At 40.2% G+C, this 21,968-nt stretch carries 18 protein-coding genes and 1 pseudogene; 3 read left to right on the top strand and 16 right to left on the bottom strand.

What is annotated here, in order from left to right:
- Positions 1 to 5: 5 nt before the first annotated feature.
- The 3 genes from CA265_01415 (at position 6) to CA265_01405 (ending at position 4,024) form a co-directional block, all read left to right on the top strand.
- Positions 6 to 1,604 carry a hypothetical protein gene (locus CA265_01415; GenBank protein ID ARS38416.1) on the top strand — a complete coding sequence of 533 codons (1,599 nt, stop codon included), beginning with the start codon at positions 6 to 8 and terminating at the stop codon, positions 1,602 to 1,604.
- Positions 1,605 to 2,949: 1,345 nt separating this feature from the next.
- Positions 2,950 to 3,435 (top strand): hypothetical protein, encoded by a 486-nt coding sequence (locus tag CA265_01410; GenBank protein ARS38415.1) that lies wholly within the window; start codon positions 2,950 to 2,952, stop codon positions 3,433 to 3,435.
- 10 nt (positions 3,436 to 3,445) lie between these two features.
- Complete coding sequence (locus CA265_01405) at positions 3,446 to 4,024, top strand: hypothetical protein (GenBank protein ID ARS38414.1); 579 nt, start codon at positions 3,446 to 3,448, stop codon at positions 4,022 to 4,024.
- 42 nt (positions 4,025 to 4,066) lie between these two features.
- Here the strand turns inward: CA265_01405 and CA265_01400 are convergent, their stop codons facing one another.
- The 16 genes and pseudogenes from CA265_01400 to CA265_01325 form a co-directional block, all read right to left on the bottom strand.
- Positions 4,067 to 4,768, bottom strand: coding sequence for a hypothetical protein (locus CA265_01400; GenBank protein ID ARS38413.1), 702 nt, complete (start codon positions 4,766 to 4,768; stop codon positions 4,067 to 4,069).
- A complete protein-coding gene (locus tag CA265_01395) occupies positions 4,765 to 5,238 on the bottom strand; it encodes a hypothetical protein (protein ID ARS38412.1) in 474 nt (157 codons plus the stop codon). Before CA265_01395 ends, CA265_01400 begins: the two co-directional genes overlap by 4 nt.
- A gap of 39 nt (positions 5,239 to 5,277) precedes the next feature.
- Positions 5,278 to 6,657 carry a cytochrome c oxidase accessory protein CcoG gene (locus CA265_01390; GenBank protein ARS38411.1) on the bottom strand — a complete coding sequence of 460 codons (1,380 nt, stop codon included), beginning with the start codon at positions 6,655 to 6,657 and terminating at the stop codon, positions 5,278 to 5,280.
- Positions 6,641 to 7,408 (bottom strand): cytochrome C, encoded by a 768-nt coding sequence (locus CA265_01385; protein ID ARS42847.1) that lies wholly within the window; start codon positions 7,406 to 7,408, stop codon positions 6,641 to 6,643. The genes CA265_01390 and CA265_01385 overlap by 17 nt, the downstream gene beginning before the upstream one ends.
- A 187-nt stretch (positions 7,409 to 7,595) precedes the next feature.
- Positions 7,596 to 7,778 carry a hypothetical protein gene (locus tag CA265_01380; protein ID ARS38410.1) on the bottom strand — a complete coding sequence of 61 codons (183 nt, stop codon included), beginning with the start codon at positions 7,776 to 7,778 and terminating at the stop codon, positions 7,596 to 7,598.
- Between the two features lie 3 nt (positions 7,779 to 7,781).
- A complete protein-coding gene (locus tag CA265_01375; protein ID ARS38409.1) occupies positions 7,782 to 9,923 on the bottom strand; it encodes a cytochrome C oxidase Cbb3 in 2,142 nt (713 codons plus the stop codon).
- A gap of 73 nt (positions 9,924 to 9,996) precedes the next feature.
- The gene (locus CA265_01370; protein ID ARS38408.1) at positions 9,997 to 10,176 is read right to left on the bottom strand and encodes a cbb3-type cytochrome oxidase assembly protein CcoS; all 180 of its coding nucleotides are present in this window, start codon (positions 10,174 to 10,176) and stop codon (positions 9,997 to 9,999) included.
- Positions 10,173 to 12,557, bottom strand: coding sequence for a heavy metal translocating P-type ATPase (locus CA265_01365; protein ARS38407.1), 2,385 nt, complete (start codon positions 12,555 to 12,557; stop codon positions 10,173 to 10,175). Before CA265_01365 ends, CA265_01370 begins: the two co-directional genes overlap by 4 nt.
- A gap of 11 nt (positions 12,558 to 12,568) precedes the next feature.
- Entirely contained in the window at positions 12,569 to 13,915 is a 1,347-nt protein-coding gene (locus tag CA265_01360) for an oxygen-independent coproporphyrinogen III oxidase (GenBank protein ID ARS38406.1), read from the bottom strand.
- The gene (locus CA265_01355) at positions 13,915 to 14,343 is read right to left on the bottom strand and encodes a hypothetical protein (GenBank protein ID ARS38405.1); all 429 of its coding nucleotides are present in this window, start codon (positions 14,341 to 14,343) and stop codon (positions 13,915 to 13,917) included. The genes CA265_01360 and CA265_01355 overlap by 1 nt, the downstream gene beginning before the upstream one ends.
- Before the next feature lie 773 nt (positions 14,344 to 15,116).
- Positions 15,117 to 16,148, bottom strand: a complete 1,032-nt coding sequence (locus tag CA265_01350; GenBank protein ID ARS38404.1) for a transcriptional regulator — start codon at positions 16,146 to 16,148, stop codon at positions 15,117 to 15,119.
- Between the two features lie 23 nt (positions 16,149 to 16,171).
- Complete coding sequence (locus tag CA265_01345; protein ID ARS38403.1) at positions 16,172 to 17,362, bottom strand: PAS domain-containing sensor histidine kinase; 1,191 nt, start codon at positions 17,360 to 17,362, stop codon at positions 16,172 to 16,174.
- Between the two features lie 57 nt (positions 17,363 to 17,419).
- A complete protein-coding gene (locus CA265_01340) occupies positions 17,420 to 19,201 on the bottom strand; it encodes a hypothetical protein (GenBank protein ID ARS38402.1) in 1,782 nt (593 codons plus the stop codon).
- Positions 19,202 to 19,348: 147 nt separating this feature from the next.
- Positions 19,349 to 19,804: a pyridoxamine 5'-phosphate oxidase gene (locus CA265_01335; protein ARS38401.1), complete on the bottom strand. Its 456-nt coding sequence runs from the start codon at positions 19,802 to 19,804 to the stop codon at positions 19,349 to 19,351.
- A 32-nt stretch (positions 19,805 to 19,836) separates the two neighbouring features.
- Positions 19,837 to 20,871, bottom strand: a pseudogene (locus CA265_01330) (alcohol dehydrogenase AdhP).
- Between the two features lie 41 nt (positions 20,872 to 20,912).
- Positions 20,913 to 21,788, bottom strand: coding sequence for a hypothetical protein (locus tag CA265_01325; protein ARS38400.1), 876 nt, complete (start codon positions 21,786 to 21,788; stop codon positions 20,913 to 20,915).
- Positions 21,789 to 21,968: the final 180 nt, after the last annotated feature.

The following is a 21,968-nucleotide window of genomic DNA, read 5'->3' as shown; positions in this document are numbered from 1 at the left end:
AAAACATGAAAAAAAACACATTACTAGTTTTGCTATTGGCAGCCCTCATCAGCTCCTCCTGTAAAAAGATGGCGGAAACGCAAAGCAGTTCTTCAAATGGGCAGGTTACCAAACTAGTGGCTGATCCCGTTTTTACGAGCGATCACGACAAGAACCTAACCGTAGTATATTTTATACCTAATGATAACGACACCATTCCAGGTTGGAAAACAAGATTGGGCGCCATCCTGTTGCGTGCACAGCAGTTTTATGGTGAGCAGATGCAGGCTCGTGGGTACGGTTTTAAAACATTTGGTCTTCTAAGGGATACCGCGGCCAAGCAGGTAAAAATTATCGTTATAAATGGTAGTCAGCCTAAAGCGAATTACCCTTACGAGGGTGGATCAACAGCTGTTGCTGCCGAAGTTAATGCCTACAAGGCCACTCATCCCGCTGATTTTACGAGTGACCATGTACTGGTGATTATGCCAGCAGCCAGTTATGATGCGAATGGCGAACCTGGTGGTGTACCCTTTTATGGGACAGGTCGGTGGGATTACGCTTTGGATTACCCAGACTTTGATCTCCAATACCTAGGACAAAATACCACGCTGGGCAACAGAGCCACAAAGTGGATCGGTGGTATGTTCCACGAAATGGGCCATGGCTTAAACCTCCCGCACAATAAAGAACTGGTATCTCAGAAGAACGACCCTAATTTTGGGACTACGCTCATGGGAGGCGGAAATTATACCTACGGAAAGTCGCCAACATTTCTAAGCCCGGCAGATTGTGCTATCTTAAATGTGAACCAGGTTTTTCAAACCAGTAGTTCAATTACATACTACACCGCTGTAAGCGCAACAATCAAAAGAATTTATTCATCTTACAATGTAACGAGTGGCAATATTATCGTTTCGGGAAAATTCCAATCCAATACACCTGTAACCAATATCGTGTATTACCTGGATCCTAACGTGAACAATGAAGGTGTAGGTACAAATAAAGATTATAATGCCAATACCTGGAAGAGTGATGTAATTGGCACTGATAGTTTTTATGTTCAGGTTCCAATTGCCGAGATGCAGGTAAAAGGAACGACCCCTTATGAACTTAAAGTTAAATTAGTGCACCAGAACGGTACAGTATTTCAAACCATATATCCTTTCGATTTTGTAAATAATGTGCCGGTTATCGATATTACTAGCGATATGGACAAAACAGGCTGGAGCGTAATTGGTCAAAGCTCTCAGGAGGGTTCATATCCTGCCACGAACCTGATTGATGAGAACCAATCAACTTACTGGAGATCCAGGCATACAAGTTCTCCTGCATCCTTACCGCATACTTTTAGGGTGGATATGGGAAGTGTAAAAACATTGAACGGCTTTACACTCAGCCAGCGCGTAGATGGTTTAAAAACCGTAAAAAATATCGAAGTGCAGTTAAGTAATAACCCTACAACGAATTTTGTCACTGTTGGCACTTTTGAAGTTCCCAACAATAACCGCAAAACAAAATTTCCCTTTAGCGCCCCACAAACGGCCAGATATTTTAGGTTAGTGGTCACTTCAAACTGGGACGGTACAAACGACTCCGGAATTGGAGAGGTGGGAATGTTTTAACATACGAAACCATTAAAAAACAATATCAGCCTTCATATATTGAATTTTAGTTAATTCATCAATTGATGAATTAACTAAAATTCAATATGCTGCTATCTATCATTAAAGGTATATTTTTATTGGTATCGATCCTTGCCTGTATCTGACAGGACAGACTATCGGTGAGGGACGATTGGGCTTTAAGCCGTTGCTAATCGGGATGCGGCCCTTAATTTTTGTAGTATATTGAAGCTTTTTAATTGGAAGCACATCGATAGGAATAAATTGTCCAAACATGCATGAAATAACAATTTGCCACTATCGAAAAAATTACAAGGATTCGAAGGCCTTGTAATAGCTTAGGCTTTGACTTTCCTGGCACTACTCCAGTAACATAAAACGCCATTAATCATTTTAAATTTATCTCTTATATAGAGTCCTCGCGACAGCAATTAATAGATGCTTAATTAGTCTTGATTTGATATTTATTTTGTGCTGATTCCGATTCCCATGCTTCCAAATATGCTGATTGACTTCTCACAAGTTCTACTTTAATTTTATTAAATATTACTCCAAGCCATAATAAGAATCACTTACACTTATATATCTAAGAAAATGTGCATTGAATGAGGCCAAAGCTTATTTCGAATTTAATTTGAAACCGATGACATTGAAGATATCTATTGATATAAAAATACAATAGTTTTTTAACAGCCAAAACTCTTGTCCAAATAACTTGGATAGAGAAATCAATGGTATGATTGAAGCCTTGGAATTATTTAATATTAAGGAAGGGATTATAGTCACTATTTCACAAAAAGATCAATTCCAAAAGAATGGAAAGATCATTAATGTAATTCCCGCCCATTAATACTTATTGAAATAGCACTAATCGACTCAGAGTGTTATATTTTCAGTAAATACGCTTCAAAATCGAGAAAATACCACTAAGGTATCTTTATGGACGCCTTCCTCCCGCTAAATGGTACTAAGTCCTTACAAAACCAGCAAATCGTATGATTACGGGCCTTTTTTTTTGCTTTTGGAATCCTAAAAAAGGTTGACCAAATCTTAGCAAAATGGTCAATAATATTTAAAAAAAATGCAACGTTCACCCCGGAGTTACAGTGAAAGTTTCAAACGATTAATTGTAGAGGAATAAGAGAACAGTCATTTGAATAAAGACCAGTTGCAATTTAAATACGATATCCGCGGGAATCAGTGTATTTAGAATTGGTTGTGAAAAAAAGACCCAGGGCTTGCCTTTAAGAAAATTAGCCTGCACAAAAGTCGTCTGGAGTGAACCAAACTATCTTAAACATATTTTTCCTTATCTTCACCATATTTACAGCTACTAATGTGTTTTATGACGAAAGATGAAATGGTTTTACACCAAAAATCGCACGATTATGGCGGGTATTCCTGTATGGCATCTTTGCTACTGTTTACATTTTTTGTCATGATAATCATTTCCTATTTTTCGGACGAGAATGGGGCCTTGCATATTGCGCTTTACGCCATGGGGGTGCTCCTATTGGTATTATTGGGCATAAGACTAATCGCTTATAAGTCTAAACATGAAGCAAAAAACATGCGGTTAAAGGTATCTGAAGAGGGGCTCCAATATTATAAGCATGTCACCTTGATCGAATGGAGATCAATAACAGATATTCAGATTATTAACCGGGAGCTCTCAGTTTCTATTGGTACATCGCCAGCGTTAGACTTTAAACTGAATTTATTGGATACAGATCTGGGGTACGATTTTGACGACTTCTGCCAGTTACTGAATAAGTATTACTACCCCAAAAGTATCTATACCTATGAAACCTGGTCTTCCTGCGGCTGTTAAATAAATCATGATGAAACCTATATTCACCACTGTAGTACCGGATGAGGAACATCAAAATTATACACAAAATCCACTGTGGCAACGACTTGATGCTTATTCGCCGGATAATGATGATTTCGCGATCCCATTCTCCAGGAAACTGGCGGTTACCGAAGGCTGGACAAGGCGGTTTACCTTATTGGCAATTGAAGAATATAAGCGTTTTGTGTACCTCTGCTGCATATTACGCAACGGGGCATCACCTTCTGTTGTGGTAGATAAGGTATGGCACATGCACTTGCTTTATACGGTGGAATATTGGAAAAAATTTTGCCCTTTGGTTTTGGAGCGGGAATTACACCATTACCCAAATGTAGGCGGTATAGTGGAATATAATAAACATCAGGATTGGTACCTGGAAACACTGAAACTTTATATCTTGATTTTTAAAGAAAATCCACCTCCCGATTTTTGGCGGATACCTGCGGACATTTCCCCCTACCTATTGCCTCAACCTAAAGATAAAAGGACTTATCATACGATGTTGATGTCGAAGAAACAGATATTAACGAAAATTACCAGCGTACTGCGTAAATTCCGCTTAACCTAATGTTTTGTTTATTGTAGTCTTTTAGGTTTTATTAGGATTATTTTATCTGCAGTCTATGGCATGGCCATAGGCACTGGTAGTCTTAGGAGATATAAAAGGGATACCCAAATCGGCCGACCGCAATATAAGTAAGGCACCCATAAAAAACATAAACCAGGGGATAAGTTTGTTGGTATTAAAGTGAATGTATTTCTTCAGAAAAATTCCTCCAAGAGAAATCATGAGCATAAGTGGTACGGTACCCAAACCAAAAAGAAACATAAAAGTAGCACCAGATTTAATGCTACCCGTATTTAAAGCAGTTGCAAGTGCCAGATACACCATTCCGCATGGGATGATGCCATTCAGCATCCCCGCAAACAGCGCCCAACATGGCATGCCGAATACTTTACCCATAAGCCTGGCAAGTGGTTGTAATAGCTTTAACTGTATTTTTGAAAACCTACAGGTGTATGCCTGACTGAACTGAAGGGCAGTGAATAGGATAAGTACAAAACCGATTAACAAACTCAGTGTTTTCTGATCGCTAAATATGCGGATACTGTTTCCTAAGATGCCTACTAAAAGCCCTAAAATGGTATATATCGCAATGCGGCCAAATTGATAGAGCAAAAGCTGAAACCCGCTTCGAAAGAAATTCTGTTTCGCGAATGGCATACCCAACATAATCGGACCGCACATTACAGCGCAGTGCAGGCTTCCGAAAAGGCCCATCAAAAATGCCAGTGGCAAAAAATTGGTCATAGCGTGATGTTGTCTTTAAACAGATAATCTTTGCCTGAAGCGCGCCATTGAAGGTTTAAAAACCACATTCCTCTGGCCATTTTAGTTTTATCGACCAGAATGAGATTCGCCGTTCCCGAGGTGTTTCCTTTTAGTTTAACATCATCATCACTATTAACAGGGCGCATTAAAATGAGGTGGTAAGTAGCACTATCTTTAATTTCGATAATAATCTGAGTTGCTGTAACGGTAATTTTGGGTCTGGCATTATCCTCTATAACACGCTGTTTGGCATCGTATTCTGAATTATAATGGATACCCTTTTCATAGTAATTTTCTTCGATCAGGGCGTCACGTCCGTGTATATGAAACATATAAACCACCATACACACAATAAACATCATGAATGTAAGCATACCCAATACTATTTTTGTTCCCCAGTTCATATCTCTTTTTTTAATTTTGAATGCATGAATTTTGAATGACTTCATGTTAACGGCAATTCCACATGCCAATCATCTCTCATTCAATCACTCCATTCCTTCCGGCTGCGCGAAAAAACTTGTATTTGCCGTACTTAAAACTTCGCCATTTACCACAATTTCAAAAACCGCATCGGTTTTATATTTTTTGATGGATTTATTCTTTCTGATTAAAAAGAATGTGAGATGTGCTGAACCTTCTTTTGGCAAAACATCAGCTTTTTGGATAAAATTAATTTCGTCTCCCTTATCTTTCGATCTGAAAGTAAATTTTACAGCCTTATTGGTTTTGTTAATCAACTCTGCATTATACAAATTACTCGTTCTGTCTGTTCCCCTGCTCTGGTATAAGGTGCCACTTGCTCTTAAAACGGTAGTCTGGATATCTTCTCTTTTATAAATCAATGAAGAAAAAACCATCATTACAACAAACAGTACCGCAGCATAACCGTATGATTTTAAGCCAATTTTATAAGGTTTACGCGCATTAATAAAATCCTGATTAAAAAAACCAATCAGATTTTTGGGTTTGTTGAGTTTAAGCATCACCTCGTTACACGAATCGATACAGGCGGTACAGTTTACACATTCAAGCTGTGTACCTTCACGGATATCGATACCTGTGGGGCAAACCTGTACGCAAAGCCCACAATCAACACAATCACCCATGTTTAAAGCCAACTCCTGTTTCTGCATACGACCACGCGGTTCTCCCCGGGTAAAATCGTAGGCAACAACCAAACTCTGATTGTCTAACAGCACGCCTTGCAGCCTTCCATACGGACAGATTACCGTACACACCACTTCGCGCACATAGGTAAAAACGCCATAGAATATAAATGTAAACAGCCAGATGGATACGAAGCCAGAAATATGGTCTGATACCGGCTCCGTTATAATTTTAAGGAGTACATCCGAACTGATCATGTATGCCAAAAAGGTATTCGCAATGGCAAAAGAAATCACCAGAAAAATAAAATGTTTACTTCCTTTTTTGAATATTTTCTCTGCATTCCAATCGGCCTGGTCTAGTTTTTTTTGTTTATTGGCATCGCCTTCAATCCAATATTCAATCCTGCGGAATACCATTTCCATAAAGATCGTTTGCGGGCAAGCCCATCCGCACCATAACCTGCCCAACACGACTGTAAAACACACGATGAACATGATGAAAATCAGCATGGCAAGGGCGAAAAGATAAAAGTCCTGCGGGGTAAAGATTAATCCGAAGAATACAAATTTTCGCTCAATAAAATTAAGCAGTACCAACTGCTCGCCGTTAAGTTTTAAAAACGGACAGGAGAATAAAAACAACAGCAACACATAACTTACCCATTTCCGGTAAGTATACAACCTGCCCGATGGTTTTTTAGGATAGATAAAATTTCTGCCCTTGCCTTTATTTTCTTTTTTATTTTTTAATAACATCGGCTTTGTTCACACTGTCTTTCGGCGCTTTCATTTCATTGTCTTTTAAATCTTTTGCTTCGTATTTCTCGCCTTGAGGCGCTTTGGCTCCTGCAGGGTTTGTTCCTTTTAGCGATAGGATAAAATTGGTAACGGCACTGATCTGTTTTGGGTTCAGGTTTTTCTCCCAGCTAATCATTCCTTTCTCAGGAACCCCATATTTTATGGTTTTGAATACATTGTTTACACCGCCTCCATGCAACCAATACTCATCAGTTAAATTCGGCCCGATGAGGCCCTGGCCTTTATCGCCATGACAAACCACACAATTGGTATTAAAAATAGTTTTACCGTCTTCCAATACAGTTGCTGTATTATCAAACTTTACTGAGTTTTCATCAATAGTATTGGCCGATTTTTCGAGATAAGCCGCTTTCTCTACCTGCGCTTTGGCCATTTCGTTTTCATATTCTTTGTCCTGCAAATCTCCATATCCACCGATGTGGTAATAAAAAAGATAAGCTGCTGCGAAAATCATGGTCCCGTAGAAAAGAAAGTTAAACCATGCGGGAACAGGATTATTCAGTTCTTTAATACCATCGTAAGCATGATCAATTACCAGATCCTTTTCTTCTTCAATGGGCCTTAAACTTAAAATTTTGGTCCAGATGGAAGGTTTAACCGGTTGTTGTTTTAACCAGGTATCGTAATCTAAGACTGGTTCTTTTATCGGTTCGGTGTATGGTGTAGGATTTAACTGTTCCTGATACATGACCTTAAATGCATTTAGCAGCGTTACAGAAACGAAAAGCAGCACAATTGCGAAAACCAGGAGGATGATAATCAGTATTTCCGACTGGTTTAACCCCAACCCTGCCTGAGCAGGTGTTATGGTTTCTGCAGTTTTCTCATCCGCAGCAAGGGCAGTAACTGATATGAACAGGAACAATAACAATAGTTTAATCTTCTTCATGTGCATTAGGTTGGTTATCTTGAATAGGAAGCTGGCTCATCACTTCGATATGTTTTTTATTTAGTTTGAGCAGGTAAATACCCACAATTACAAAAAACACCATGAACATGAGCAATGAGGTGATGAGGTACAGTTCACCACCGGCTAAATCTTTGATCTGGTTGAACATCTTTTATTGATTTGAAGGAATGTTTTCTTTATTAGCTTTGATATCAGTACCCAAACGTTGCAGGTAAGCAATAATGGCGACTATTTCTCTGTCGCTTTTAACCTTGATGTTGTTTTGTTTTAGCTCGAGTGCAATCTTTTCGGCCTGAACTTTTAAATCATCATTAGCACGTTTATCATAGCCTTCCGGATAAGGAACGCCCAACGTTTGCATGGCCCTGATCTTGCTGGCTGTGGTTGTGATATCCAGTTTCTGTTCGATGAGCCATGGGTATGGAGGCATAATGCTTCCTGGTGACATGGATGCAGGATCGACCAGGTGATTGTAATGCCAGGCATCTGAATATTTTCCCCCTATGCGGTGAAGATCCGGGCCTGTTCTTTTACTTCCCCATAAAAATGGGTGATCATAAACAAACTCTCCGGCTTTGCTATATTCGCCATATCGCTCAGTTTCTGAACGGAAAGGCCTTACCGTTTGCGAATGGCAGTTTACACAGCCTTCTCTGATGTATAAATCTCTGCCCTGAAGCTCTAGCGCCGAATATGATTTTACGCTGGCAATGGTGGGCACGTTAGATTGAATCGTAAAAGTAGGCATCATTTCAACCATGCCCCCAATGAGGATAATAATCAACGATAACACCATAAATTTCATCGGTTTGCGTTCCAAAACCCTGTGCCAGGCTTTATCAGCTGGAGAAGTTTCAACAATGATTTTGGTTAAAGGCATGGCCTCGGCCGGTTCGTTGGCCAGCAGTTTAGCTCTTAACATGGTTTTCGCCAAGTTATAAGTCATGGCAATTACCCCTATTAAATATAGTGCCCCGCCGATTGAACGTAAAACATGCATTGGTATAATCTGTAGTGTCGTGGCTAAGAAATTCGGATACTTTAATAAACCCTCGGGCGTAAATTCTTTCCACATCAAACCCTGGGTAAAACCAGCCCAATACATGGGTACAGCATAAAAAAGTATACCTAAAGTGCCTATCCAGAAATGGAAACCCGCTAATTTTTTAGAGTATAATTCTGTTTTGTAAATACGCGGGATTAACCAATACAGTACACCGAATGTTAAAAATCCGTTCCAACCCAAAGCGCCAACATGCACGTGCGCCACAATCCAGTCGGTAAAGTGGGCTACACCGTTTATCTGTTTTAAGGATAATAACGGGCCTTCGAAAGTGGCCATGCCATAAGCGGTAAGGGCAACCACCATAAATTTTAAGGTTACATCTTCTCTTACCTTATCCCAGGCACCACGCAAGGTTAATAAACCATTAATCATACCGCCCCAGCTTGGGGCAATCAGCATGATCGAAAAGGCAACACCTAATGACTGTGCCCATCCAGGTAGTGAAGTGTATAATAAATGATGAGGGCCTGCCCAGATGTAAATAAAAATGAGCGACCAAAAATGCAGGATACTTAACTTATAGGAGTAAACGGGTCTTCCGGCCATCTTTGGCAAGAAATAATACATCATGCCCAGATAAGGCGTAGTTAGAAAAAATGCCACCGCGTTATGTCCATACCACCATTGTACCAGTGCATCCTGAACACCAGCATACACATAATAGCTTTTCATAAAAGAAATGGGCAACTCGAAAGAGTTTACAATATGCAATACCGCAATGGTAACGAAAGTGGCAATGTAAAACCAGATGGCCACATATAAATGGCGTTCTCTTCTTTTAAAAATCGTTCCAAACATGTTTACCCCAAAAACTACCCATATAATGGTGATAGCAATATCAATCGGCCATTCGAGTTCAGCATATTCATGTGAGGTGGTAAAGCCCAGCGGAAGTGTGATTACCGCGGATAAAATAATGAGCTGCCAGCCCCAAAAGTGGATTTTGCTTAGCGCATCGCTAAACATCCGTGCTTTTAACAAACGCTGAAGGGAATAATAAACGCCCATAAAAATAGCATTGCCCACAAAGGCGAAGATGACAGCATTGGTGTGCAGCGGCCTGATCCGGCCAAATGTGGTATACTGACTGCCCATGTTCATTGCAGGTTTAAACAGTTGCATTGCAACAAGCAAACCAACTGTCATCCCTATAATTCCCCACACCAGGGTGGCAATACCAAAGTTCCGGACAATCTTGTTATCGTAAGTAAATTTTTCTAACTGCATAATAGAAGCTGAATTTTTGTATGTTTTGTACACCAAAGGTATTTGGCAGTGGGCTGACAAAGTATGATAGCAATTAGCTGGAAAAGTGATCTTCTTCACTTTTTTCGGCTTCAATCTCATCATCGAAGAGCATACGGATACCTGGGGTATGTACATCATCGTTCTGACCAGTTTTGTAGGCCCAAAAGAACGCAGCAAGAAAAATGAGTGCCATTAAAACGCTGCAGCCCACTAAAAAGTAAAGGATGCTCATATCAATTTATTTTTGCGGGCAAACCATCGGGTTGCCAGGGTGGTAAAGGAGATAATGGTAACCGTACTAATCGGCATCAGCACTGCGGCCACCAAAGGATAAAGGGTTCCCTGCACGGCAAAATAAATACCAATGCAGTTATACGCAATGGCTATAGCGAAACTTGTTTTAATGATCTTCAGCCCGTCCTTACTTAACTGGATAAAGTCAGGCAGAAAATTTAGGGCATCACCTTTCAAAATGGCATCGCAGCCGGGCGTAAAATTATTGATGTTATCGGTTATCGCGATTCCAAAATTACTTTGTTTTAAGGCACCGGCATCGTTTAAGCCATCACCCAGCATCATTACTTTATTTCCTTGCTGTTGAAGTTGTAGAACGGCATCCAGTTTTTGATGCGGGCTCTGACGGAACCTGATACTTGTATTTTTTGTAAAAATGGTATCTAGCATCCACCGGTCTTTATCGGTATCACCAGATAAAACCTTTAACTTAAATTTCGAAAGTTTTAAAATCAATCCAGCCAAACCTGAACGCCACAGCTGTTTGATGTCAAAACATCCTTTATAAACATGGTCGATCACCACATGCACTCCACTTTCACTTGCAGACTCTACCGCAATCGGTAACATAGACAGGTGCCCGGCATAAATACTGTGGTTGTTTATTAAGGCGGTCAAACCTTTTCCAACCACCTCTTTATAATCGCTGAGCGAATAAAACCGGTCAACATTTAAGGCTTTTAAAATATGCCGGCTTAGGGGATGGATAGAGTTTCGCAGCAATGAGGCTACCATACTTTTTTCCTCGCCTGTTAGAGATCCGTTGAAACCAATTTCGGCATTTTCGTTACTCGTTAGCGTACCTGTTTTATCGAAAATAAGGGTATCACATTTGGCAAGTTCTTCAACTGCATCTGTATTTTTTACATAAAATCCCTTTTTATCAAAAACCGATAAAATGGCAGATAAGGTAAATGGGGTACTTAAAGCCAGTACGCATGGACAGGCCACAATAATCACTGCTGTAAATGCCGACCATGCTTTGTGGCTATCGTTTTGGAACAACCAATATGTGGTAGCTGTAAATGCGGTCAGGAAAACACCCAGGCTGAAGTATTTCGCTACAGTATCGTTAAAATTCTGTTTTTCGGTATTGTTTTTATAATTATCGTTGTTCCATAAACCAGTTAAATAACTCTGTGAAACAGGTTTGATTACCTCGAGTTCTATGGCCTCACAGGTTTGTCTGCCCCCTGCATAAATGATCTCACCCAAAACTTTGTGTACGGGTTCCGATTCGCCTGTAACAAAACTCATGTCCATCCAGGCCTCACCTTTCATCAGAATGGCATCAGCCGGAACCAGTTCGCCGTTCCTGATCCATAACCTGTCGCCAATCTTGATTTCGTTTATCGATACCGGCTTTTCTTTGCCATTTAACAAGCTAGTTACTGCAATTGGAAAGTAGGAGCGGTAATCACGATCAAATGAAATGTGATGATAGGTGCGCTGTTTGAGCCATTTCCCCATTAAAAGCAAAAATACCAACCCAGTTAGGGTATCGGCAAAACCAGGACCTGTGCTTAAAACAACCTCAAAAGCTGTGCGTAGGAAAAGTACTGCAATAATCAACGCTAAAGGGGTATCGAGATTAATATGCCTGTGTTTAAGACTTGTGATGGCCGAGGTAAAATAATCGCGGCCACAATAAAATGCCGCAGGAATAGAGAAAGCAAGGTTTAGCCAGCCAAACAGCGATTGAAACTGCCTCTCAAAACCAGATAAACCAAAATATTCCGGAAAACTGAAGAGCATTACATTGCCCATTAAAAATCCGGCAACGGCTATTTTTAATACCAAAGCTTTATCTACCGAACTGCTGTGTTCCTTTACTACATCCTGCAGACTGATTAAAGGTTCATAACCAATCTGGTTTAAAGTTTCTACGAGCTGCCTCAAAGAGATTTCGGTGTGATTGAAACTTATGGTAACCTGTTTTTTAAGAAAATCGATCCTTGAGCTAAATATAGCGGAGTTGATTTTATAGAGGTGTTCTAACAACCAGATACACGAACTGCAGTGGATGGCCGGGATATAGAGGGTAATAATACTCGAACGCTCCTGTTTATAATCCAGCAGCTGCTCAATAATTTTAGGTTCGTCGAGGTATTCTAAATGACTTTCATTTTTAAATTGCCTGCCCGGGTTGTTATTGTACACATAATAATTGCATAAATTATTGTCAGAAAGGATCTTGAAAACAGCCATACATCCGGCACAGCAAAAATCTTTATCTGCTGTATGGTATTTTACCTTGGGCAGATCTTCGCCACAATGGTAGCAAAGGGCCTGTGTTGCGGTTTTATTTTGATCTTCCATTATTGCCTTACTTAAATTGATGAACTGAACAACTGGGTTTTGGGCTGTTTAAGCCATAGCTTCTCGTCGAAAGCCATACACACGTTTCTTAAAAACGATCGCCCTTTGGTGGTAATCCTGATTTCTTTTTCGGTTACCCAGATCAGTTTATCGCGTAATAAGGGCAACAACCTGTCATAAACAAGTTCGGGGATACCTTCTTTGTACACGGTATTTTCCTTACACATGATATTAAGGATATGTTTTCTTATTTCAAGATCTTCCGCTGTAAGGAAATGTCCTTTTTCTACCGGTAGTACACCTTGTTCAATTTTATCAAGATAATCTTCTACCTTTTTCGGGTTTTGTGCAAAAGCCGTCCAGCTATCGCTGATGGAGGACACCCCAAGGCCAATCAATAAATGGGTATGGCTGTTAGTGTAACCCATAAAATTGCGGTGCAGTTTCTGTTCGGTCATTGCCTTAAACAAAGAATCGCTTTTCAGTGCAAAATGATCCATGCCTACGTCTTTATAACCCGCTTCATCGAGCAAGTGCCTGCCCAACTGGTAGAGCGCAAATTTTTCGTCGCCCAGAGGAAGATCTTCTTCGGTATAATGTCTTTGGCCGGGTTTTAACCAGGGCACATGAGCATAACTGTAAAAAGCAATCCGATCGGGTTGCATAGCAATAACCTCTTGCATGGTATCTGATAAGCCTGAGATGGTTTGCCCCGGAAGACCGTAGATCAGGTCAAAATTAACGGAGCGATAACCAATTTCCCTGGCTTTTATGGTAACCTGTGCAACCTCTTCAGGCGTTTGAAACCGGTTAATTAAAAACTGAACTTTAGGATCAAAATCCTGTATACCCAGGCTTAACCTTTTAAAGCCGAGTTTGAATAAGGTTTCAAGATGTTCGGGAGTAGTATTTGCAGGATGCGCTTCGAAAGAAAATTCTATATCCAGAGCCAATGCTGAGTTTAGGGTAATTCCGCTAATGAGTATTTCGAGGTTGGTCGGACTAAAAAAAGTAGGTGTTCCGCCGCCAAGGTGTAGCTCTTTTAATTTGGGCTTGCAACCTAAGGCTTTAACATACATTTCCCACTCGGCAAGTACGGCCATGATGTAGGGCAGCTCTACTGAATGGTTTTTAGTAATGCGCGTATTGCAGCCACAATAGGTACATAAACTTTCGCAAAACGGCAGATGGATGTATAAACTTATTCCTTCTTCCTGATGTATTGCATAGGTTTTTGCTACGGTTGTTAACCAGTTTTGCTTATTAAAACTTTCATTATCCCAGTAGGGAACAGTTGGATAACTGGTATACCTGGGGGCCGCAACATTATATTTTTTAAGCAATGCCGAAGTTTCCATTATTTTAGCATTTTAAGGGTAGAACATTCGTTTTGGCAGCAACATGCCTTACCTACACATTTGCCTGCAGCCCATTGATCGAGGTTTTTAATGACCTGCTCCATGCGGAGTTTAGCTTCTGCATCTCCAGCGGCCAGGGGAACATTTGCTACCTTTAAACCGGCCGAACCGGCGGCTTTTAAATCAAGATGATCGGTTTCGGATGATGAAGTGGCTATATATTTTATGCCCAAAGCTTTTAGGCCTGTAATCATGGCTTCACTCAGCTCATCATTATTAAAGACCAATAAGGCCTCTTTTCCTGCTGCAAATGAAAGTGTATCGGCGGTTAAACTGTTGGCAATTATGGTAATGTCGTGTTTTTTATAATTGGCCAGTACCAACCATTCCTTTTCATCGGGTTTGATGTTATAAGCTATAGCTTTCATATACAGAGTTTATCTACACAAAACTATAGTGGAAGTAAGCGGCAACAGATGAGGATGCTTAGAGAAAAAAATGATTTTTGTTACATTTCTGAATTTGGAGTTGGGCGTCTGGGATCGATTAACTGATTGATTAGTCCACAGTCTGAAGTCTTTAGTCCATAGTCGATTAATCCATGAACAACCTGGCTATCAACTACCAGTTTTCAGTTCTCAGTTTGCAATTAACAATTAACCGATTAAACCTTGGGTTCGGAGCTTGGGCTTGTGCGTTTGGAGTCGACTAATTTATCAACTACCAGTTAACGGTTCTCAGTTTGCAATTTACAGTTAAACAATTAACCGATTAACCCCTGGGCAATCAACCATTTATCAACAACCTGACTATCAAATACCAGTTAACAGTTCTCAGTTTGCAATTTACAGTTAACCAATTTAAACAATTAACCCCTGGGCAATCAACCATTTATCAACAACCTGACTATCAAATACCAGTTAACGGTTCTCAGTTTGCAATTTACAGTTAACCAATTTAAACTATTAACCGATTAACCACTGGGCAATCAACCATTTATCAACAACCTGGCTATCAAATACCAGTTAACAGTTCTCAGTTTGCAATTTACAATTAACCGATTAAACCTTGGGTTCGGAGCTTGGGCTTGTGCGTTTGGAGTCGACTAATTTATCAACTACCAGTTAACAGTTCTCAGTTTGCAATTTACAGTTAACCGATTTAAACAATTAACCGATTAACCCCTGGGCAACCAACCCAATTACTGTTTAATATTCCGTAATTTTTCTAAGGAGAGAATATTAATGGCATTACCTGTTTTATCGATAAGCTTTTCATCTTTAAAATCAGCGAGCATTCTGCTTACTGTTTCGCTGGCTGTACCTACCAATGCAGCAAGATCATCGCGCGAGATCCTGATGGTACAGCTGTCTTCAGTACCGTCGCCAAATTTAACGGCCACCTGTAACAATGCTTCTGCCACACGTTTTCGTACGGATGAATAAGCCAGCTGGAGCATTTGCTTTCCTTTATCGCGTACATTTCCAGATAATAAAGCGATAAAAGTTTTGGATACCGCCTGATGGTTGAGCAAGTATTCCATAAAATCGGATTTGGGGATCTGGATAATGTCTGATTCTATTAAGGTTGCCGCATTGTCTGTGTATACCTCGCCATTACATAAACTTTCGTATCCAAAAAAATCTCCGTCATGATACAAGCTGGATGAAAGTTCCCTGCCATCCTTAAAACGTTTGTAGGTTTTTACCTGGCCCTTAACTAGATAATAAAGATGGGTCGGCTCATCCCCTTCCACATAAATAATTTGTTTGTTGGCAATTGGCCTTGATTTGCCCCTTTTGCGAAGTTCGTTCATCACCGTTTCGCTATTGCCTGTGCCTGAATTAAAGCCCGATGATTGTTGTTTTTTCTTAAACCTGCTTTCTATAGCCTTAAAGAGTTCGATGTCATCAAATGGTTTGGTGAGGTAATCATCTGCTCCCATTTCCATACCTTTTCGCATGTCTGCCCGCTCAGTTTTCGCCGTAATGAAAATAAAAGGAATGTTTGCCGTTTTCTGATTTTTATTCAGCAGGTACAGCACCCCATAACCATCCAGTTCCGGCATCATGATATCGCAAAGGATTACATCCGGCAAATGGTTCAGTGCCATTTCTACACCTAACTTACCATGTTTAGCGGTAAAAGTTTCGTAACCGGCCAGATCCAGTACTTCGGCTGTACTTTCCCTGATGTCATCATTGTCTTCAATAATCAAAACTTTCTTGTTCATGGGAATGGGTATTAACTGTAAAATTATTTACGGAAGGTAAAGCGGAGTGTAAAAACCGTACCCGAATTTTGTTCACTCTGGCAGGCTACAGTACCATTCATCAGGCCTACATATCTTTTTACAATGTTTAGCCCTAAACCTGTGCCAGGGATATCGCCTGTATTATGTGCCCTGAAAAAAGGTTCGAACAGGTTATTCTGATCCACTTTTGGAATACCAATGCCGTTATCCTTCACCTCCAGAAGGAGCTCATCATCTTTTAAAATAGAATTGAACTGGATCAAAGTGTCGGCACCAGAATATTTTATCGAATTGGAAATCAGATTGATCACGCAATTTTTCAATAGGTTCGGATCAAGATAAACTTCGGCAGTTGTACCGGTATGTTCGTAAATAATATGCTGGTTCTCTTTGGTCATCATCTGCATTTCTTCTGCAATTTCTTCTGCAAAGCTGATGATATTGAAAGTTTGGGCAGATGCTTCTACTTTTCCGGCTTCAAGTTTTTCCAGCGAAAGAAAGTCGTTTAAGATTGTAGTGAGGTTATTGATCGAATTTTTGATTTTCAGCGTATGTTTTTCTACACTGGCCACATCCTGTTTAGAAGTATATTTATCTATTAAAGAAGCTGATAATTGTATAGAACTAAGTGGCGTTCTAAACTCATGCGAAGCCATGGAAACAAACCTTGTTTTGAGCTGATTAAGTTCTTTCTCTTTCTGAAATAGCGCCTGCATATTTTCTTTGGCCATTTCGAGTTCGGATACCAGTTTAACCAGATCGTGTGTACGCTCTTTTATTTTAACCTCTAGTTTTTCGGTGTAACTTCTAATCTGCTCTTCATTGGCTTTTTCTTTACTCAGATCGTGGATAAAACCAGTATAAATTTTACGGTCACTAAATTCTATTTCGCTTACGCCCAGCCTAAAGGGAAAAACAGAACCATCTTTACGCTTTCCGGAAACTTCTCTCCCAACACCTATAATGTGTTTCTGCCCGGTATGTTCATATCTGGATAAGTAGCCATCATGGCGCGAATGGTCGGGCTCCGGCATTAAAACCGAAACATTTTTTCCCACCAGTTCTGCTTTATCATAACCAAAAAGCTCAAGTGCAGCCGGGTTTAAATGTTCAATAATCCCTTTATCATCAATAGTGATAATTCCATCAATGGCATTTTCAATAATTGCATCTAAAAATTTCGATCTATCCATGTATCACATCAGTATATCCTTGTAAATATAGAAAAGTTATTCCCGATCTTTTTTCCCTTATTCAACAATCAATCCATCCAGTTTGTCTTTCGACTTCGCCAGTTGCTCATACAATCCTTTTAATTCACCAGATGCCTGATCGGCAACCTCGGCAAAAAGCTTTTTATAATAATTAATGCCTTCGGCCAGCTGGAGTTTGAATCCGTTTAATTGCTTTCTTTTTTTATCGCTAAAATTTTGAAGCTGCTGTTTGATATCTTCCTGAAGATAGTCGATGTATAGGTTAAGCTCTTTGATAAAAATATGTGGCCTTTCCACTTTGCTCAGCAGGTTAATTTTTCCATAAATATGGCCAACCATCTCCTCAAATGAATATACATCAGAAAAATAAGCCAGGTTTGGTCCCGGGCAAATGGCTATTGCGGTATTTTCTTTTGGTTTAACCATATTATATTTCAAATAAGTTGAGGAACATAAGCCTTCACAAAGGCAAACTTTTTCGGTTACCAGGTTAAACTGTTTCTGGTATTCATCTTCTGATAGACTAGCTGTTTTTAAGCTTTTGATCTTTAAGTGCTGATATTCGCGGGATGCCGTACAGATGGCTTGTTCGGTAAATTCGGTATTGTTGCAGAGGTATTTTTTGGTACACGGACTTCCGGGCCTGCCCTTTTTAATCCGCTCGGTGCGCTGGAGATCTATTGTACTATTTTTAAAATTATTAAACCGGATACCCAGCGGAGAGGCCCCGCTTAAATAAAAATCGCTTTCTGTCGAGCCGGCCAATTTTACTAATGTTTCGGCATCTACATTGGTTACTTCGGGTACCAACAGAAAAGGGCTTCCCCATCCTGTGGCATCTAGATTATAATATTGAAGGAGGAAATCGTGTTCTGCTGCAGTACCTATGCCACCTTGCACACTGATCCGTTGTTTAGGCTGTTTTTCTGTTTGGATTCCCTTTTGCGCCAAAGCAAATTGGTACATTTTAAAAAGCTCGATGAGCATATCATTTTTTTTGAGCTTAAATTCTTCCAAAATCGGCCCCAATAAATATCCTTCCGTTGCAAAGGCATGGCCACCACAATTTAAGCCCGATTCTATTCTGAATTCTGAAACCCACAAACCCTTTTTTGCCAAAAATTTAGCCTGGATCAATGCCGACCTGAAATCGCTAACTTTTAAGATGATTTTCTTTTTCAGCTTGCCATTTTCATCTGGAAAAAAGTCTTCAAAATTTTCCATATAACTGTATAATTTCGGGTTCATACCTGCAGATAACACCACTGAAGCGCTCAGTTTACTTTCTGCAAAACCACGAAGTGCCGCCAATGCATCGGTATTCATATCGCCGGAATATTCGCCATCTGCATAATTCATTTTATCTACCTTGGCCATGATGTTCACATCAATAGCCCCCATCCGCATCGCATTTTTTAAAAGCGACTGGAAGGTCTTTTTGGTTTCACCTTCAGGATATTCCAACATCAGATCATACCCATGTTTTAATTTAGCGGTATCGGGCAAAAGTTCGAAATAGCGGCAAATATCATTTCCAATTGAAAAATCCTGTTGTTTTAAAGTTTTGAAATCGTCGGTGATGGTATCCGACAAAAAATTGAGGTAGGCGGTGATGCGTTTACTCCGGCTATCCGTTTCTCCTTTTGGAATTGCATCGAAATGAATCAGGCGTTTTTTTGAATGATAAGCACGCATTCGCTCGATCAGTTCGTCATCAACAATAGAAAGCACGGATGAAATACCGTATCTGGCAACTTTAAGTGGGGTATCAATAGAATAACCTAAGCCTAATACGGGGATATGGAATGAATGTGGCATGATATTTTGTGATATAGGTTTGGCCTTTTATAACAAAAAGCCGATGATTTCGACAGCAAAACTATCGCAGTTGAACCAACCAAAGCATGATGCCAGTCAAAACGAAAAGTGAGTGAGATCACTTTTTAATGATTTTACGGAAAGTACTTACTCTACGGTATCGTGAACCTCAAATCTGCCCGTTTTAAGGTGTAAGATAATTTTAAACACGATAATATCTTCATCATAAGTATCTGCTTTGCCCGTACCATGTGACGGCTGTGCCGAAGGGGTATTGGTTAAAGGCATCATCCGGTGGATAATCCCCTGAAGTGCTCTTTGCTTTTCTGCATTATCATTGATTTCTTCAAACTTGCCCCAGCACACTACACTCTTCCAGTTAAAGGTATCGCGGATCTGGTCGGTCTGAAAGCATACCTGAGGATTACTTTTCATCATCCTGATTTTTTGCCCGGGAGCAGAGTGCGCGTAAACCGTGCCGTTATTGTACACATAATTGATGGGCACAATGTAACTTACGCCATGGGCATGGCAGGCCAAACGGCCAATATATTGTTCTTTAAGGAGCTTTTCTATTTCCTCTTCTTTTAATATGCCTAACATCTTCTTATCGTTAAATATTGATTAATAAACACCTAATCACCAGAAATATCCAGGACAATCCGTCCCTCAATCTCTCCTTTTTTCATTTGATCAAACACATTATTAATGTCTTCCAATTTTGCTCCTTTAACCTGCGCCCTTACCTTTCCGTCTACCGCAAATTCGATGGCTTCCTGCATATCTTTTCTTGTGCCTACAATTGAACCTCTAATGGTTATCCTATTCAACACGGTATCGAATATAGGCAGATCAAAACTGCCTGGAGGTAAGCCATTTAGGGATAAAGTACCTTTTCTGCGCAAGGCTGAAAGCCCCTGGCTAAATGCAACAGGCGTTACCGCCGTTACCAATACACCATGCATACCACCAGTTTGTTTTTTAAGAAATTCGCCTGGATCATGTTCCTGTGCATTAACCACAATATCTGCCCCCAGTTTTCTAGCCATCTCCAGTTTATCGTTGGAAATATCAATTGCGGCAACCTGAAAGCCCATCGCTTTTGCATATTGAACACCAAGATGGCCGAGGCCACCAATACCAGATATGGCAACCCATTCGCCTGCTTTTGCATCAGTTTCTTTTAAACCTTTATAAACGGTAACGCCGGCACAGATAATGGGTGCCATTTCTGCAAAATTTACATGCGAAGGGAAATGGGCAACATATCTCGAATCGGCAATTACATATTCTGCAAAACCTCCATCAACACTTTATCCTCCATTTTGTTGCTCGTAGCACAATGTTTCCCAACCAGTTAAGCAAAATTCGCAACAACCACAAGCACTGTACAACCAGGGCACTCCAACTACATCGCCTTCCTGAACACTTTTAACATCATGGTCCATTGCCGCTACCAGTCCGATGGCCTCATGGCCGGGCACCAACGGCATTTTTGATTTTACCGGCCAGTCTCCATTACAAGCATGAAGATCAGTATGACATACTCCGCATGAAATTACCTTAACCAAAATCTCATATTGATTGAGCGGTCTAACCCGCAATTCTTCTATGGCCAGTGGTCCGCCATATTCATGAATAACTGCGGCTTTCATTGTTTTGGGATACATATATAGTCTGTTTAAGAATTGAATTTTATAATGATAAGCTGTTACATTGGGGTACAATGTTCGGGAGGTAAAACCAAAAGCGGGATCTGAATATGATCAGACATGTTCAGGGTATAGCTCCCTTTAAGCAGGCGATGAAAAAAACTGTGTTTTCGGTGCACCATGGCCAGAATATCGATCTGTCCGTTTTCGACAATCCAGTTTAAGCCATCTTGAACCCGCTCACTGTTTACATGCCTGTGGTAGATATTTCTATAGTTAACCCTATCGGCAACCCGATTTAAAAAATCTTCGGTTTCTTGTTTGTGAAGCCTCGGATCAGATTGTGAATTACCGGTATGTGTAATGAGGATATCAGCATTAAAAGGTTTTGCAAATTCGGCAAGTGTACATAAAACCGGGATATCGCTATGGCTAAAATCTGTGGCGAAAGCGATTTTTTTTGGTTTCTTAAACCGATATCCCGCAGGAATAAGCAAAACAGGTATTTCCTGTTCGATGATTTTTCGGGCCACACTGCCCATAAGTGTTTTGGTTAACTTATCTGCCCGGTTTAATCCCGCCACCACGAGGTTCATTTTACAATCAGCAAAATATTTACTCACCTCTTGTTCTACTTCGCCACGAACAGATCTTCCAAACACTTCTGCTTTAAAACCAGGCTCATGATGGGCCATTTTATATTTTTCTTCAACTTTTTCAACCAGTTGGTTTAAGGCTTTTTTAGCCTCCTGCTCTATAAGTTTATATTCTTCGAGCGGCCATACCAGAGATGCGGCGGCAGGAGAAAACTCCGGAACCTGAAAAACATTTAACAGTTCTACCCGGGCACCTATACCATGGGCCAGATTGGTTGCATAATCAGCTGCGTTCTCTGCCGCTGCAGAGAAATCAACAGCTACCAGGATCTTTTTCATATTCTATGCCGTTTAACTAGCATAAAGTTTGTAAAAACCTGAGGTTAAAAATATGAGCAGCATCAGTTATTAAAATGATTGTCTACCAAACGCTTCCGTTAAAAAGTGATGTAGTTATTACAAGCCGCTAAATAAATATTTAGACTAATTATCATTACCACAAAAAAAGATTAAATCGTT

Source organism: Sphingobacteriaceae bacterium GW460-11-11-14-LB5, from assembly GCA_002151545.1.
GTDB lineage: Bacteria > Bacteroidota > Bacteroidia > Sphingobacteriales > Sphingobacteriaceae > Pedobacter.
This window is presented reverse-complemented; position numbering and strand designations above follow the sequence as displayed.

What these genes read in the sequence shown, in the direction of transcription:
- CA265_01355 (ARS38405.1), bottom strand. Translation starts at nt 14,343, where the DNA reads ATGAAAGCTATAGCTTATAACATCAAACCCGATGAAAAGGAATGGTTG.
- CA265_01405 (ARS38414.1), top strand. Translation starts at nt 3,446, where the DNA reads ATGAAACCTATATTCACCACTGTAGTACCGGATGAGGAACATCAAAAT.
- CA265_01375 (ARS38409.1), bottom strand. Translation starts at nt 9,923, where the DNA reads ATGCAGTTAGAAAAATTTACTTACGATAACAAGATTGTCCGGAACTTT.
- CA265_01385 (ARS42847.1), bottom strand. Translation starts at nt 7,408, where the DNA reads ATGTATCAGGAACAGTTAAATCCTACACCATACACCGAACCGATAAAA.
- CA265_01380 (ARS38410.1), bottom strand. Translation starts at nt 7,778, where the DNA reads ATGTTCAACCAGATCAAAGATTTAGCCGGTGGTGAACTGTACCTCATC.
- CA265_01345 (ARS38403.1), bottom strand. Translation starts at nt 17,362, where the DNA reads ATGGATAGATCGAAATTTTTAGATGCAATTATTGAAAATGCCATTGAT.
- CA265_01340 (ARS38402.1), bottom strand. Translation starts at nt 19,201, where the DNA reads ATGCCACATTCATTCCATATCCCCGTATTAGGCTTAGGTTATTCTATT.
- CA265_01410 (ARS38415.1), top strand. Translation starts at nt 2,950, where the DNA reads ATGACGAAAGATGAAATGGTTTTACACCAAAAATCGCACGATTATGGC.
- CA265_01370 (ARS38408.1), bottom strand. Translation starts at nt 10,176, where the DNA reads ATGAGCATCCTTTACTTTTTAGTGGGCTGCAGCGTTTTAATGGCACTC.
- CA265_01400 (ARS38413.1), bottom strand. Translation starts at nt 4,768, where the DNA reads ATGACCAATTTTTTGCCACTGGCATTTTTGATGGGCCTTTTCGGAAGC.
- CA265_01335 (ARS38401.1), bottom strand. Translation starts at nt 19,804, where the DNA reads ATGTTAGGCATATTAAAAGAAGAGGAAATAGAAAAGCTCCTTAAAGAA.
- CA265_01325 (ARS38400.1), bottom strand. Translation starts at nt 21,788, where the DNA reads ATGAAAAAGATCCTGGTAGCTGTTGATTTCTCTGCAGCGGCAGAGAAC.
- CA265_01390 (ARS38411.1), bottom strand. Translation starts at nt 6,657, where the DNA reads ATGTTATTAAAAAATAAAAAAGAAAATAAAGGCAAGGGCAGAAATTTT.
- CA265_01360 (ARS38406.1), bottom strand. Translation starts at nt 13,915, where the DNA reads ATGGAAACTTCGGCATTGCTTAAAAAATATAATGTTGCGGCCCCCAGG.
- CA265_01365 (ARS38407.1), bottom strand. Translation starts at nt 12,557, where the DNA reads ATGGAAGATCAAAATAAAACCGCAACACAGGCCCTTTGCTACCATTGT.
- CA265_01415 (ARS38416.1), top strand. Translation starts at nt 6, where the DNA reads ATGAAAAAAAACACATTACTAGTTTTGCTATTGGCAGCCCTCATCAGC.
- CA265_01350 (ARS38404.1), bottom strand. Translation starts at nt 16,148, where the DNA reads ATGAACAAGAAAGTTTTGATTATTGAAGACAATGATGACATCAGGGAA.
- CA265_01395 (ARS38412.1), bottom strand. Translation starts at nt 5,238, where the DNA reads ATGAAGTCATTCAAAATTCATGCATTCAAAATTAAAAAAAGAGATATG.